General features: G+C 58.4%; 11 protein-coding genes and 1 tRNA gene. 8 read left to right on the forward strand and 4 right to left on the reverse strand.

Features of this window, described 5'->3' with window-relative positions; all coding sequences use genetic code 11:
- Position 1: 1 nt before the first annotated feature.
- On the forward strand, positions 2-1273 hold the full coding sequence (locus tag K290_RS0128430) for a GNAT family N-acetyltransferase (protein ID WP_028754953.1): 1272 nt from the start codon (positions 2-4) through the stop codon (positions 1271-1273).
- On the opposite strand, the gene K290_RS0128435 is transcribed toward K290_RS0128430, so the two are convergent.
- The gene (locus K290_RS0128435; protein WP_028754954.1) at positions 1260-2921 is read right to left on the reverse strand and encodes an AMP-binding protein; all 1662 of its coding nucleotides are present in this window, start codon (positions 2919-2921) and stop codon (positions 1260-1262) included. The two genes, K290_RS0128430 and K290_RS0128435, sit on opposite strands and share 14 nt — an antisense overlap.
- 258 nt (positions 2922-3179) lie before the next feature.
- On the opposite strand from K290_RS0128435, the gene K290_RS0128440 reads away from it, so the two are divergent.
- Both K290_RS0128440 and K290_RS0128445 read left to right on the forward strand, forming a co-directional pair.
- Positions 3180-4160, forward strand: coding sequence for an aldo/keto reductase (locus tag K290_RS0128440; RefSeq protein ID WP_028754955.1), 981 nt, complete (start codon positions 3180-3182; stop codon positions 4158-4160).
- Positions 4161-4697: 537 nt separating this feature from the next.
- Positions 4698-5492, forward strand: coding sequence for a class I SAM-dependent methyltransferase (locus K290_RS0128445; RefSeq protein ID WP_028754956.1), 795 nt, complete (start codon positions 4698-4700; stop codon positions 5490-5492).
- A gap of 9 nt (positions 5493-5501) precedes the next feature.
- Here the strand turns inward: K290_RS0128445 and K290_RS0128450 are convergent, their stop codons facing one another.
- The gene (locus tag K290_RS0128450; protein ID WP_028754957.1) at positions 5502-6071 is read right to left on the reverse strand and encodes a TetR/AcrR family transcriptional regulator; all 570 of its coding nucleotides are present in this window, start codon (positions 6069-6071) and stop codon (positions 5502-5504) included.
- 235 nt (positions 6072-6306) lie between these two features.
- Here K290_RS0128450 and K290_RS0128455 point away from each other — a divergent pair, with 235 nt between their 5' ends.
- The 3 genes from K290_RS0128455 to K290_RS35960 all read left to right on the forward strand — a co-directional run bounded on the left by K290_RS0128455 (position 6307) and on the right by K290_RS35960 (position 9506).
- Positions 6307-7605, forward strand: a complete 1299-nt coding sequence (locus K290_RS0128455; RefSeq protein ID WP_028754958.1) for an MFS transporter — start codon at positions 6307-6309, stop codon at positions 7603-7605.
- Positions 7606-7756: 151 nt separating this feature from the next.
- A tRNA-Leu gene (locus K290_RS0128460) sits at positions 7757-7841 on the forward strand.
- Between the two features lie 84 nt (positions 7842-7925).
- Positions 7926-9506, forward strand: coding sequence for a DUF6538 domain-containing protein (locus tag K290_RS35960; RefSeq protein ID WP_081670458.1), 1581 nt, complete (start codon positions 7926-7928; stop codon positions 9504-9506).
- A gap of 940 nt (positions 9507-10446) precedes the next feature.
- On the opposite strand, the gene K290_RS0128475 is transcribed toward K290_RS35960, so the two are convergent.
- A complete protein-coding gene (locus K290_RS0128475) occupies positions 10447-11574 on the reverse strand; it encodes a hypothetical protein (RefSeq protein WP_154668692.1) in 1128 nt (375 codons plus the stop codon).
- Positions 11571-12116 carry a DUF4365 domain-containing protein gene (locus K290_RS35240; protein WP_051264247.1) on the reverse strand — a complete coding sequence of 182 codons (546 nt, stop codon included), beginning with the start codon at positions 12114-12116 and terminating at the stop codon, positions 11571-11573. The genes K290_RS0128475 and K290_RS35240 overlap by 4 nt, the downstream gene beginning before the upstream one ends.
- A gap of 316 nt (positions 12117-12432) precedes the next feature.
- Between K290_RS35240 and K290_RS0128485 the strand changes: the two genes are divergently transcribed.
- Both K290_RS0128485 and tnpA read left to right on the forward strand, forming a co-directional pair.
- Positions 12433-13320, forward strand: a complete 888-nt coding sequence (locus tag K290_RS0128485; RefSeq protein ID WP_028754961.1) for a hypothetical protein — start codon at positions 12433-12435, stop codon at positions 13318-13320.
- 894 nt (positions 13321-14214) lie between these two features.
- On the forward strand, positions 14215-14472 hold a 258-nt coding region (tnpA, locus tag K290_RS36600), incomplete at its 3' end, for an IS66-like element accessory protein TnpA (protein ID WP_154668693.1).

A 14472-nucleotide genomic window follows, 5' to 3' on the forward strand; every position in this document is an offset into this window, starting at 1 on the left:
CATGGCACGCCCTCCTTTTACCGAAAGCACCGACAGCCAAGTGAATGCCCTGACGCACACACTCGCATCGCTGCATTTCGACCCACCCAAAGCCGAGGCGCGCGTCGAGGTTGGCCGGACAGGCCGCGAAGTCTGCCTCTATCCCGGCAAGCTCGGCTATGAGCTGCAGGACGAACTGGATTTTCTCTCCAATCGCGCCATGGAGCCGAATGTCTTCTTCTCCGGTCGCTTCCTCGCGCCTGCCATGCCGCGCCTGGAGGATCGGCAGATCCGCCTCGCGTTGATGCGCGACGACAACGGCGCCCGCAGCCGCATGCGCCTCCTGATGCCTTTTACCGTCGACAAGCCGGGTTTTGCGATCGGCCCTTCGATTATCCGTGTCTGGTCGAATTCCTTCGGTCCGCTCGGCACGCCGCTGGTGGATGCCGAAGAGGCCGGCGAGACGCTGGACAACCTCTTCGAGGCGCTGACCCGGCACGAACTGCACCTGCCGACGACGCTGGTGCTGCCAGATATCCGATTGAACGGCCGTTTCGCCCAGATGGCAAAGGCGGTCGCCATCGGCCGCAACCTGCCCCTCACCGTCGCCAATCCATATCAGCGGCCGATGCTCGACAGCAGCGAGGACGCGCTCGCCTATCTCAAGCGAACGATCTCGAACGCGCATCTGCGCGAAATGCGCCGGCAGTGGCGTCTCCTGGAAAATCACGGCGAGGTCGTCTACAGCGTCGCCCGCCAGCCCCGCGATATCCACCTGCGCATGGAAGAATTCATGGCGCTGGAGTCGAGCGGCTGGAAGGGCAAGAAACGTAGCGCCCTGGTCACGGACCGCCACCATGCGGCCTTCGCGCGCGAAGCCGTTTCCAATCTCGCTGCCGTCGATGCCGTGCGCATTCACACCATCGACCTCAACGGCAAGGCAATCGCCTCGATGATCGTGCTGATGATGGGCGGCGAAGCCTATACATGGAAGACGGCCTATAACGAGGACTACGCCCGCTATTCGCCCGGCAAGCTGCTGATGGGCGAGCTGACGGAGTGGCATCTCGACGACGCCAATATCGTCCGTTCCGATTCCTGCGCCGTGCCGGATCATCCGATCATGAGCCGCTTCTGGCAGGAGCGCGAAGACATGGGTACGCTGATCATCGGCCTAACGCAGAACGGCGACCGCGAGGTCCGGCAGGTGGCAACGCAACTGCATATGTACCGCAGCACCCGCAACATGGCGAAGCTGCTGCGCGAGAAGATATTGTCGCTTACGAAGCGCTAGACATCCGGTTTGATTCCAGAGCCTCGGCCACTGCGCGGTCGCGCAGCAGGCGGCGGATGACTTTGCCCGATGTCGTCAGCGGCAGGGCGTCGACAAACTCGATCTCGCGCGGATATTCATGCATCGAAAGCCGCGTTTTCACCCAGTCGCGGATTTCAGCCGCCAGCGCCTCGCTCGGCTCGAAGCCGGGCGTGAGTACCACATAGGCCTTGACGATCTCCGTGCGCACCGCATCCGGCTTGCCGACGGCGGCGGCCAGTTGCACGGCGGCATGACCGCCGAGACAGTCCTCGATCTCGCTGGGGCCGATGCGATAGCCCGACGAGGTGATGACATCATCGTCACGGCCAATAAAGGAAATGTAGCCTTCCGCATCCTGCCGGCCGAGATCGCCGGTCAACAGCCAGTCACCGGCGAATTTCGCCTCCGTCGCCTTATCGTCCTGCCAATAGCCGAGGAACATCACGGGATCCGGCCGTTGAATAGCGATCTGCCCGCTCTCGCCGACCGGCACCTCCCTGCCATCCGCATCGACAATCGCAACGCGGTGACCGGGCACCGGCTTGCCGGTCGACCCGCCGCGGCTGACGCCGAAGGCGGCGCTGGAGGACAGAACGAAATTGCACTCGGTCTGGCCGAAAAACTCGTTGACGGTGACCCCGAGGGCGGAACGCGCCCATTCATAGGTTTCGCGCCCGAGGGCCTCGCCGGCCGAGCCGACGGTGCGCAGCTTGAGATCATAAAGCGCCCGGGGATTGCTGACCGACTTCAGCAGCCGCAAGGCCGTCGGCGGAATGAAGGTATTGCGCACGCCCATCTCGGCCATGATGCGGAAAGCCATATGCGCATCGAATTTCTGCGCCGGCGAGGAGACGACGGGCACGCCAAGCATCAGGCTCGGCAGCAGCGCATTCAGCAGACCGCCCGCCCAGGCCCAATCCGACGGCGTCCAGAGTTTATCGCCCGCTTGCGGAAAACCTTCGTGGGCGAACTGCATGCCCGGAATATGCCCCGGCAAAACGCGATGCCCATGCAACGCACCCTTCGGCGGCCCGGTGGTCCCTGAAGTAAAGATCATCAGCGCCGGATCATCCGGCCCGGTATCGGCCGTTTCGAAAAGCGGCGGATGAGCCGCGATAAGCTCGGCAAAACCGGCAACACCCTCCTCGACGCCGTCGATGCTGATCACATGCGCGAGGGCTGGCAAGCGATCGCGGATCGGCCGCAGCCGCGTGAGGCCGAACTGATTAGTGACGATCGCCGAGGTTCCCGAAACTGTCAGCCGGTATTCCAATGCTTCCGCACCGAATAGCAGTGCCAGCGGCAGGGCAATCGCTCCCATCTTGTAGATGGCGACATGCGCAATGACCGTCTCGAAACTCTGCGGCAAAAGCAGCGCCACCCGATCGCCTGGTCGCACGCCGAGCGTCGTCAACGCATTGGCAAATGCGGCGGAACGGTCCCGCAGCTCGCCATAGGTCATCGTCAGATGGCTGCCGTCCGGGCTGAAATGCTCCAGACAGACTCGATCGGGCTCTCGCTCCGCCCAATCATCGCAAACCGCGCGCCCGATATTGAATTTCGCCGGAATGTCCCAGTGAAAATCGCGATAAAGGGCCTCATAGCTATTGCGCGGCGGCAGTTTCATATCAGAATCCAGGAAAAATGCTGCGGCGCAGCTAACACCTGTCGCTCCCGCGATTCAAGGAAACAATTGCAATTGTCGCCTCGGTCTCCGCGGAAATCGCCGTCGTTGTTTAGCCGCGCTTCAAAGCCTATTGCGAATTATTGCGCTAATCGGCGGAGCGGCGCTCCGCTAGTCTGCCTGCAATGACGCATCCACTCTGCCTCCAGTCCGGCGGCGGAGCGTTTCCGTATAAGACCCTAAATAGGATGGAGACTATCGATGGAATATGTGAAGCTTGGCAAAACTGGTCTTGAAGTGTCCCGCATCTGCCTTGGCTGCATGACCTATGGCGATCCCGGCAAGGGCACGCATGCCTGGTCGCTAAAGGAAGAAGAGAGCCGCCCACTGCTCAAGCAGGCGATCGAGGCCGGCATCAATTTCCTCGATACGGCGAACACCTATTCCAACGGCTCGTCGGAGGAGATCGTCGGCCGCGCCATCAAGGCTCTCGCCCGCCGCGAGGATATCGTCCTGGCAACGAAAGTGTTCAACCGCATGCGCCCCGGCCCGAACGGCGCCGGCCTGTCGCGCAAGGCGATTTTCGATGAGATCGAAAACAGCCTGCGCCGCCTCGGCACTGACTATGTCGATCTCTACCAGATCCATCGCTGGGACTATACCACGCCAATCGAGGAAACGCTGGAAGCGCTGCACGATGTCGTCAAGGCCGGCAAGGCCCGCTATATCGGCGCCTCCTCGATGTATTCCTGGCAATTCGCCAAGGCGATCTACACCTCGCGCCTCAACGGCTGGACCGAATTCGTCAGCATGCAGAACCACTTGAACCTGCTCTACCGCGAGGAAGAGCGCGAAATGCTGCCCTTCTGCGAAGACCAGAAGATCGCGGTCATCCCCTGGAGCCCGCTTGCCCGCGGCCGCCTCACCCGCGACTGGGACGAGGCGACGGCGCGCTCGCAAACCGACGAATTCGGCAAGACGCTTTACACCCAGGCAGTCGAGGCCGACCGTAGGGTTGTCGAAGCCCTCGGCGCCATCGCCAAGGCCCGCGGCGTCGCCCGCGCCCAGGTCGCCACCGCCTGGCTCTTGCAGAAGAGCGCCGTCACCGCCCCGATCATCGGCGCCTCCAAGCCCGGCCACATTGCCGACGCCGTTGGCTCGCTATCGGTGAAGCTAACGCCGCAGGAAATCGAAGCACTGGAATCCCCCTATATCCCGCATGGGGTTGCCGGATTTAAGTGATCGAGGATTTGGCGCTAGTCAGGTTGGGCCGACGATGCCGCACCTGCTTGCCAGCCTCTCATCCCGCCCATGCATCAGGGCAATCGCAGGTGCAGGATTATTGAAAAATAGAGCTGCGGCTCCTCCTTCTCCCCTCGGGGAGAAGGTGCCCGAAGGGCGGATGAGGGGGACGTGCGGCAAAGTAAGAATTCATTTAAAAACAATAGCATTTTTGCTCGGGGAGACACCCCCTATCCGACCCTTCGGGCCCGCTGGGGAGAAGGAGTAACCCTCGCGGCAAACCGGTTATCATTCGATTCTTCAACAATCTCGCATATACGATTTCCCTGCCCATGCAGGGAGCGAGCTAGGGTGCAGGGCAATCCCAAGCTCTGAAGCCAATTCCCTGAGTCCTTTAAAAACAAGCCACTCCGGCCTTGAGCCGCGGAGAATAACGATACCGCTGAATCCGCGGCAGATCGCGCAAAAGTTACTTCACGAGTGGGTCACAGTGAGGCTTAACAGGTCAAGATTCCCCCACCCCGAGGATGGCAATCCATGATCACAGTTCCCTTGGAAGCGCGGCGCTTTCAGTCGACCGCGGTTTACTACCTGCGCTACCGCATCCCCTATCCGGACAGTCTGATTGCCCGCGCCGCAGAGCGAAGCGGCCTGAAGGCCGGCGGTCATGTGCTGGACCTCGGCTGTGGCCCTGGCCAGCTCGGCATCGCCTTTGCGCGGCTTCAGGGTGCCGCCGTCACCGCCATGGACCCGGAGCCGGAAATGCTCGCCGCAGCCGAAGCCGGGGCGAAAGAAGCCGGTGTTGAGGTCACCCTGCGTCAGGGCTCCTCCTACGATCTCGGGCCGGATATCGGCAAGCTGCACCTCTGCGTCATGGGCCGCTCCTTCCACTGGATGGATCGCCCGGCGACGCTTACGGCCCTCGACACGTTGATCGAGCCCGGCGGCGCGGTCGTGCTGTTCGGCGACAGACACATAGAGGCGAGCCCGGATTGGCGCAGCATCGTTGATAAACTGACGGAAACTTTTTCGCCGGAGCGCCATGGGCAGCGCCTACTGCGCAAGAGCAAGGCCTGGGCGCCGCATGAGGCCATGCTGCTCGCCTCGCCCTTCAACAACCTCGAGCGCATCGGCATCATCAGCGAATATCAGAAAGACATCGAGGATATCGTCGGCCGCGTCTTCTCGATGTCCTCCACCTCGCCGCAGGCGCTGGGCGACAAGCTCGCCGATTTCGAGGCGGCACTGCGCGCCGAGCTACTGGAAGCGGCCCCCGACGGCAAAATCACGGAGATCGTCGAATCGAACGGTCTGCTCGCCTTCCGCGGCTGATCGTTACTCTTAACGCGAGGCGAGTTCCTGGCGGGTTGCGGCTAGAAGCTCCTCGGAAAGCGCCGGCGTATCCATGGCGCGGGCGAGAATGACCGCGCCGACCATGGTGGAGAGATCGGCAAGCGCCTTGCGCCGCCGCTCCTCCTGGGTTTCTCCGGGCGTGATTTCTTCCAGGATCGCCGCCATTCCCATCAGACCGTTGGTGAAGGTGGACTGCATTTCGGGACCGTAGCGGCTGACCTCCTGCGTCAGTGCCGCAAAGACGCAGCCGGTGCCATGCTCGACGACGTTGCGATGCGAGAGATAATGCGCGAGCAATGCGTCGCGCGGCGCTTCCGGCGCTGCCTCGACCACCTGCTGCCAGCGCTCCTGCGAGCGCGCCACCAGCGCCTTGCTCGCTTCGCAAGCCAGCTCGTCCTTTGATTCGAAATGGCCGTAGAAGCCGCCATGCGTCAGCCCGGCCGCCTTCATGATGTCGGCGACGCCGATGCCGTCGAAACCCTTCTCGCGAAAGAGCTCGCCTGCGACAGCAAGGATCTTCTCGCGATTCTCAGCGAATTTTTCCCGGCTCACTCTCATCAAAAAACTCCATCAGAGCATCAATAAATCTGTATTGACAATTTATATGATGATCATCATCAATATGCAACAAATATGACAGCAATCATGTAAATGCCTTTACACAAACGTTCAAGCCGGGAGAACGGCATGGCGCTAGAAGCGGACACGGTACCCCTGGACGTCCGCGATCGAGCGCTTTCGCCACCCTTCTGATCCAGACGTCAAGACACGCAACTTTATCGGAACGCACCTCATGGTTTCCACAGTCCTTGCTTCGACGCTTGCCCGGCGCAACATCCACTATGGATGGGTCGTCGTCGGCGCCACCTTCCTGACCATGCTGGTCACCGCCGGCGCCATGGGTGCGCCAGGCGTGCTCATCAAGCCGCTGGAAGACGAGTTCGGCTGGAGCACATCCTCCGTCTCCTCCGCTCTTGCCGTTCGCCTGCTGCTGTTCGGCCTGATGGGCCCGTTCGCCGCCGCCTTCATGAACCATTTCGGCGTCCGCAAGGTCATCGTCTTCGCGCTGATCACCATCTGCGCCGGCTTCATCGGCTCGCTGTTCATGACGCAGGTCTGGCAGTTGCTGCTCTGCTGGGGCATCGTCATCGGCTTCGGCACTGGCCTTACCGCGATGGTGCTGGCCGCAACGGTATCGACGCGCTGGTTCACCAAGCATCGCGGCCTCGTCGTCGGCATGCTCTCGGCAAGCTCGGCCACCGGCCAGCTTGTTTTCCTGCCGCTGATGGCGGAGCTGACGCAACGCTACGGCTGGCGCACCACCGTGCTCTTCGTCTGCGGCATGATCGTCATTGCCGCTCTAGTCGTGCTGCTGCTGATGCGCGACCGCCCGGCCGACGTCAATCTGCCGCTCGTCGGTGAACTCCATGTTTCGCCGACGCCGCCCGCCACCAAGAACCTCAAGGCCGCCTTGGCCTCGCCCCTCGTCATCCTGAAAGAAGCGTCCACGAGTTCCACCTTCTGGATTCTCGCCGCCACCTTCTTCATCTGCGGCCTTTCGACCAACGGCCTGATCCAGACGCATTTCGTCACACTCTGCGGCGATTTCGGCATCGTACCGGTGGCCGCCGCCAGCGTGCTGGCCGTCATGGGCATCTTCGATTTCTTCGGCACGATCGGCTCCGGCTGGCTGTCCGACCGCTTCGACAATCGCTGGCTGCTCTTCTGGTATTACGGCCTGCGTGGCCTGTCGCTGATCTACCTGCCCTTCAGCAATTTCACCTTCTACGGCCTGTCGATCTTCGCTGTTTTCTACGGCCTCGACTGGATCGCCACCGTGCCGCCGACCGTCAAGATCGCCGCCGACCGCTTCGGTCGCGAAAAAGCCGGCCTCGTCTTCGGCTGGGTCTTCGCCGCCCACCAGCTCGGCGCCGCCACAGCGGCTTATGGTGCAGGCCTGTCGCGCACCGAACTCAGCACCTACCTACCTGCCTTCTTCATCGCCGGCGCCTTCTGCGTGCTCGCCGCAATCCTGGCGCTAACGATCAGCCGCTCCGGCTCGACCGGCAAGGCCCCGGCAATGGCCCACTGAGGCCAGCGACTCAAGAGACAAAACGGCTCATGGCGCCCCCTGCCGCCATGGGCCGAATTGCAAGTCTCGGAAAACAAGACGCATTCCTTCGCAACCCGTCTTGCGCGCCCGGCCAATCACATGTTAGACACCCGCCTCGTTGCGATCCGTTGCCCCATTGGCGGAATTGGTAGACGCGCTCGACTCAAAATCGAGTTTCGAAAGAAGTGCTGGTTCGACTCCGGCATGGGGCACCAAAAATCTTCAAGTAAGTCAATTACTTGCTAGATTTCAATGACTTGATCTTCCATCTGCTACAGCAAACTGCTACAGCGCGAGGCATGGAAGACGTGACCACTTATCCTTGGATGACCCTTAGAGGCAGGACTTTCTATCTCCGGGCACCTGTGCCGAGCGATATTCAAAAGTCTTTAGGAAAGGTGGAAATCTGGAAGTCGCTGCGAACAGAGGACAGGCGCACCGCGATTGACCGACTGCGACAGGAAAGCGCCGCCATTACCTCGCTCTTCGAAGATCACAGGAGGAAGCAGGCGCGACTGCTGGAGCCTCCATTAGAGGAACTGACGGAAGGACAGATCAAAGTCATAGGTGACGTCTACTTCGCTCACCTGCTGGAAGAAGATGAAGAACGCCGCATTGACGGTCTTAAAGACGATGAGTTCGACGAAGCCGCAGACTGGCTGGAACTGTTGGACGCGGAGAACCGTAAGGAATTCGCCCGTGGTCGGGTCTCGGAGTTCATACTCGAAGAGGCACAAGACGTCCTCACCTGGGATGGCATAGACATACGTCTTGCAGACGGTTCGCCTAGCTGGCCGTTGGTCGTGAGGGCCATCTATGCCGCAACGATAAGAGCCGCTGAGGCCAAACGACAGCGGAATGCCGGTGACGTAGTCGAAACCCCGAAACCTATCCTCGTGGCCGCTGCTGCCCCTTCGAAGCCCACCCTTGAGGAGGCGAAGAAATTCTACATTGCGGAGCGGGTGTCTGGCAGCCCGTTCGCCCAAAAGAAACGAAAGACACGCCTTGAAGCCATGATGCGCACCGTAAAGGCGGCATTGGGGGAAATCCCCACGCTGCCCGACTGGACCGTTGAGGACGCATATAAGGTTCGTGACTACCTGCTGGGCAAGGGCAACTTGAAGCCCTCCTCGGTTCGCCGAGAACTCAATGACCTCAAAGGCATTTTTTCGCTATACCGTGACAAGAAGCTCAGGAGCATGGATAATCCGTTCACCGGTATTGAGCTTCCGAAGAGCGTCATCACAGACAAGGAGGCGCGGGAGCCGCTGCCAACCGATGTGATCGCGGCTACAAGATCGCTCATCATGACGAAGGCAAATCCAGACCTGAAGCTGATTTGGCGTCTCCTCGAAGGAACCGGCTGCCGTCTGGCAGAGGTGACCGGTCTTAGGGTCCAGGATATTGCCCTTGACGGTGAGACGCCGCACCTGCGGATTGTCAGTCACGATGCAAGGCGGCTGAAGAACGCTTCTTCGGAACGGGAGGTGCCGCTGGTGGGCGACACCTTGGAAGCGGCAAAGGAAAGCCTTAATGCGGTGCGAGGGGCCGTCTTTGCGTTCGCCCGATACGCTGGTCCCGTGGGGCCAAACACGGCCTCCCAGTCCTTGATGAAGTGGCTACGGAAGGCCACAGACAACCCACTCCATACCGTCCATTCACTACGTCACAACATGGCGGATCGCTGTGACCTTGCGGGCGTACACCCGACTGACAAGGCCGCAATCCTCGGCCATCTGAACGCGGGAGCCAGCGAGAAGCACTACGGCTCCAAGGCGGTAAAACGTGTTGTCCTGGGGCGAGCAATGAAGCGTGCGTTTGGAATTGCAGCACCGCCAGCCTCCCATGAGCCATCAGCGGTGCCGGTGTCATTCGGTTAATGTGGCTCTCGCCTCAGTGCATCGTCTCCTCAGCCCGGCCAGCGAATGCGGCAAGGCGCTCAAGCCCCTCCGCGTGGCGCTCAAGCTCGTCCGCTTGGTCCAACCGTCCTTTAAGTGCGGTGAGCATTGCCTCGGCCATCATCTTGTATTCGCACGTCAGCCGGCGGTGCTCTGGAGCCCTGCCGGTCGCGTATGCTGCCTCCTGCTCCTCCAAGGTGATGCCGTGGCAACAGTACCTTGCCTGAAGATGACTACGGCTTCGCTACGCTTCATCCACACGAGAGCGTCCATCAATCAACAGGTGAGCGCGATGGGCTGAGGAATTCAACAAGACGTGAGACCAACGCCTCGCGATCTCGGAGTTGACACTCCCACACAATGAGAACATCCCAACCCGCCAATCTCAACATTTCTTCATTCGCACTATCCCGCTCCCTATTACGCGCAAGCTTAGGCCCCCAGTAGTCGATCCTGGATTTCGGCGGTCGTGAGAGTTTGCAGTGATGGTCGGCGTGACCATGCCAGAAGCAGCCGTGTACGAAGACAACCTTCGTTGTGCGTGTAAAATTCATACGCAGCAGAGCATGCGAATCGCAGTAGCCCCACGGTTGCCTACGGTCTGTGTCTATCCCGTTGAGGGAAACGCTGGCAGAATGTCATCTCGGGTCATGCCAATTGAAACGCGCCTTGGGGCGAATAGATCTTGACGGGGCCACGGGGGTAGATTGCCATATCCATCTTCAATGATGCCGCCTGAGGTTTTTGTGGTGCAAACATCTGGGGCCAAACGAAAGGCCACCGAGCAAATAGCTGTGGAATTCGGGATCAGCTTTTCGAACGTGTTAGGGCGTTTCTGCCGAAATAATCTCGATTGCGTTCGTCGCGGGCACTTGTGCGTTTTCGAGGCACCCAAGCCGGTGCACTTACTGCGCGTTGAGTACTACGCTGTCAAAAGTTCGAAACTCTTTGCCTCAGTTAACGCGCGGGGTTGCCGTCCCTGCCGAAGAACACCCGTTACTCGCACATAAGCACCAGCTGACATATGAGCCTTATCGGCTTTGAAATAGGCATCGGCGTCCAGTACGGTGCGAGCGCGGACGATTTCCCCTTCAGGGAGTAACAACGCGAGTACGACCGGACCTGACCTTCTCCCATCCTCACCCATCTCACCTTCGAGACGTTCGACGGTGCCGATGTAAGAGTCCATCTCGTCCTTTTCCTGAGCGATTAGCTCTCGACGGACCTCCTCGACACGGGAGAAATAGTCACGTTGGAAGCGAAGGCGTGGAAGGTTGTGTAACTTCGGGGCCTCACGCAGAGAGGACCATTCAAAGCCTATGTCCAAGGAATTGTCGACATGCTCATCATGCATACCCAGAAGGGCGTCACACAGATTAGATGAAATGAGAGGCGCATCCGACGCCTTCAGATCATCAACCAGCGTTTCGAGCGCATCCCCTTCTATCGCGGTCACCAACTCCCCCAGTGCCTTTTGAAGGGAGAGTGTCACCTTTCTCACGAACGGCGCATCATCAGCGTCAAACTCGATCCGACTTTGCGCATCCATCGAGTTGACCGGGCACGAAACACTAAGAATGAAGCTACCTTCCTCCGTCTGATTGAACCGAGACTTCTCCACGAATTGATTGGCCTCGGTCAGGTTCAGGCGGGGATGATTGGTGCGGGGTATCACTACAGTGCACGCTGAAGCCTTAAGCAGCTTCTCGGTGCTGGCAACGAGCGTCGAGGCATACGACAGTGGTAGAGACCTATCGTCGCCGTCGAAGAACACGCGGAAGCGCAGAACGTCATCACGCACGGTCGCCAGCTCAGACCATATGGCCTGCCATTTCGTCGATGTAATGTCAGCGAATTTCCCAATAACTTGTCTCAGCGTTTCATCGTAGTCCGCGGTGATATCCATCGGGAATACGAGCTGGCGGCGAGGATACTGAGCGCTGGACATTGCATAATAACGATGCTGTAAAGCTTCCTTCTGCAGAAACCAGCCCCGAGCCTTTAGGAAGTCGCGCAGGTCCATTGGGGTGATCAATGATCTTTCGCTCAAGGCTCGCTTCCCTTGTAGGTCGGCAGTTCGAATCTCGACAACGAGGTCATCAGCCCGGCCAATCCGACTGGGTTAAACTTCTGAACCCTCGGCAGATACACTGTCTGAGAGGTCGCGTTAGAAGAGGATTCCGCACCACGCAGACTAACCCAGTAGGCGCAATTTCTCAGCAGCAGAGCATCATCCGAATGGGATAGCCAATCCTCAGCGTGAGCAGGTAGAAACAACACCACCAGTATTCGAGGGGTGGCGACTTCAACCGACCGCAGATCATCATACCGTGCGATGCCGGCGAGGCTATAAGAAAAACTGCTGCCGACAATGGAAGGCGGCTTGACAGTAGCCTTGAGCTGGACCTTCAAGTCAACTTCCTGAAGAACGCCTCCCGAAAACGGCCCCCAAGCTGTTATCTTCGCGTCGATCCCCGCACCATCGTCATGCCTGCCGGCGACCTCGCATCCCATGCTGGCACTGGCCGCCACTGCGTGGATGTAAGCATAGCTCAATTCTGATTCGACATTCTGAGAGGTGAGCGGACGCATAATAATCCCACATCTGAGGCCTTAATGCTACTCGAAAACCTTTAAACGATTTGTTGACTTAAGCCATACTCCAGCGTGCAAACCAAACATATCGGCAGCGAGCGCCGGCAATGACCCATTGCCCCAATCTTTGGACGCTCAGCCGTCTGTCAGGACGAAGAACAAAATTGCGATACCTGCCTGCACAACGCTACCTGCAGCGATCCGTGTGGGCTCGCCGGCACGGCATGGCATGGGAATTCCCGATAATCTATAAGTTGCAGCGGCATGCCGGCGATGTTACTGTTGGGCAGACGAATGTTGGAACGAGGGGCCAATGCGAGGCAATCTGGTCGCACTCTTTCTGTTACCCTCGCTAGCTATCCACACCGCCGTGTGTAAAGCAGACGACGAAGTCGTAACCACCATTGATGCCCAGGCTCTTTTGGCTAAAAACTTTGGAATTACCTTAGGTAAGGCTGGACGCAAAGAAGAATGCCTGCCCCTGGAAGAACACAGCGGATTTCAGGCGAAGAAAGTGCCGTGCGAGATATTTACCGTAATGAAGAATATCAAGATCGATCAGTTGTTTAGCATTAAGCGCGATCAACCAAAAATCGATGATATCGATGCTAAGAATGAGAGTCGCGTCTACACGCTCAAAAATTGCCTTTCGAAAGATTCAGTATTTGACCGGACTGTTAAGATTCACACTGATGAACATCTCAAATTTACAACAAACACGGTCGTTACCAACGTGTCGGAAGCGTCGATGAGCTTTAGTGTTGACGCGTCTTTTTTTAAATTGATCGGCGGAAAGTATGGCGAAGGCGTAAAGGAGACGGTGACTCACTCGTTAAACGAAGGGCAGGAATACTATAAGGACCTAGGGCGGGATATAGACGAACCACTTCATTACCAGATCCCCTCGCACAAGAAATATATCATCTCAATTCGCGACGTTGAGAAGGGCGTGACCATTCCAATACACATCTCTGCCGTCCTCACCGCTGAGGTTTACCAAGAGATCAGGGCGCTCAATGGAAACGTGATACGCTCGACAAAAATTCGTACGATAGCTGAGTCTGATGCGGACAAAAGAACTGTTACCGTGGACGGGAAGCTCTATTATCAAGGCTCAACCTATGAGACCGACAGGGCTGAGTATGAGAGCGAAGTTAGCAAGGATGAGTGCATCCCACCCGAAGGAACCTCACTGAACTGAATCAGCTGGTACACTGACGATTACACATATTCACCTTCAGTGTGGAGGGAGTGCAGATGAGCACATGGCAAACGGTAAGGGCGATTTCTGTTGTAATAGCGCTAATGACCGTACCCAACGCCGCGTTGGCTCAAGATGCGCCTTCCCCGACGCAAAGAGATGAAACCCCGATCCCCATGGGACCTGGACAAATGGCGAAACAGCCGGGCGACATGTGCTACACCGGTCATTGCAAGTTATGCAAGATCGACTCTGACGGCGCGTGCACAGACTGCTCGCCCGATCCCGTGTGTGAAGAGCCCTCAAGCAGCAGCCGAAGCGAACACAGTGACTCTAACCAGGAAAGCCCTAGCCCCAGCGAAGATCAGAACTGATCGGGCGTAATGCTTGGCCCTTCCGCCTCGATTCCTTCGGACGCTCAACTACCATTCCTAGCATCAGCCCTGTCGTCGGTCTGAAGTGCAGAATTAAGGTTTCATTCGATATCAAATTAGTTCGATTTCAATCCGTGTTTTTTGGTGCTCCATCGAGCTTGTGCCGTCCCATATAGGCGCCCATGGTCTGCTGCAGTCCCGTTGGCGACTGTACCCTCGGATTAGGCAAAGCGATACGACGGCGTCACGAGGGGAAGCACGGCGCAACCTTCATGGTGTATCCTGAGATTCTCTTTTGGCAAAAATATGCAGCCTGTTGAGCACGAAGTTGCATCTGTTACAGTAAATTGCTACAGAAACAGCCGCAGTCGAGAAGCTAAGCATTTGAAATTGCAGGAGGCAAGCGCATGCTTCGATTCCGGCATGGGGCACCATTTCAGAGTAAGCGCGATTTTCCCCGCACCTTCTGCAATTGAGTGAGCTTTGGCATGAGGTGTCCACCAAAATAGGTGGACACCAAGTGATGGAAGAAGGTCAAAAACTTGCCGTGCGGCTGGTCGGTAGGAATGGGAGACGCCGTTTCGATCAAAGTTCGAAAGACCGCCTTATTGCGGCCTGCCTTGAACCTGGCGCATCGGTATCGAAACTCGCGCGCGATCACGGGGTGAACGCGAACCTCGTTTGGAAATGGATACGGAAACATACCCAGCCCCTTGCGTCGCCGCCGTCTTCGACATCGTCTTTTATTCCGGTGCAAATCACCGCGGCCAGCGACGAG

The organism is Rhizobium leucaenae USDA 9039 (assembly GCF_000426285.1).
Classification (GTDB): domain Bacteria; phylum Pseudomonadota; class Alphaproteobacteria; order Rhizobiales; family Rhizobiaceae; genus Rhizobium; species Rhizobium leucaenae.

Bases quoted from the DNA above. Each gene is read 5' to 3' on its own strand.
- K290_RS35240 (WP_051264247.1), bottom strand. From the start codon at position 12,116: ATGCGTCCGCTCACCTCTCAGAATGTCGAATCAGAATTGAGCTATGCT.
- K290_RS0128445 (WP_028754956.1), top strand. From the start codon at position 4,698: ATGATCACAGTTCCCTTGGAAGCGCGGCGCTTTCAGTCGACCGCGGTT.
- K290_RS35960 (WP_081670458.1), top strand. From the start codon at position 7,926: ATGGAAGACGTGACCACTTATCCTTGGATGACCCTTAGAGGCAGGACT.
- K290_RS0128440 (WP_028754955.1), top strand. From the start codon at position 3,180: ATGGAATATGTGAAGCTTGGCAAAACTGGTCTTGAAGTGTCCCGCATC.
- K290_RS0128450 (WP_028754957.1), bottom strand. From the start codon at position 6,071: ATGAGAGTGAGCCGGGAAAAATTCGCTGAGAATCGCGAGAAGATCCTT.
- K290_RS0128485 (WP_028754961.1), top strand. From the start codon at position 12,433: ATGCGAGGCAATCTGGTCGCACTCTTTCTGTTACCCTCGCTAGCTATC.
- K290_RS0128455 (WP_028754958.1), top strand. From the start codon at position 6,307: ATGGTTTCCACAGTCCTTGCTTCGACGCTTGCCCGGCGCAACATCCAC.
- K290_RS0128430 (WP_028754953.1), top strand. From the start codon at position 2: ATGGCACGCCCTCCTTTTACCGAAAGCACCGACAGCCAAGTGAATGCC.
- K290_RS0128435 (WP_028754954.1), bottom strand. From the start codon at position 2,921: ATGAAACTGCCGCCGCGCAATAGCTATGAGGCCCTTTATCGCGATTTT.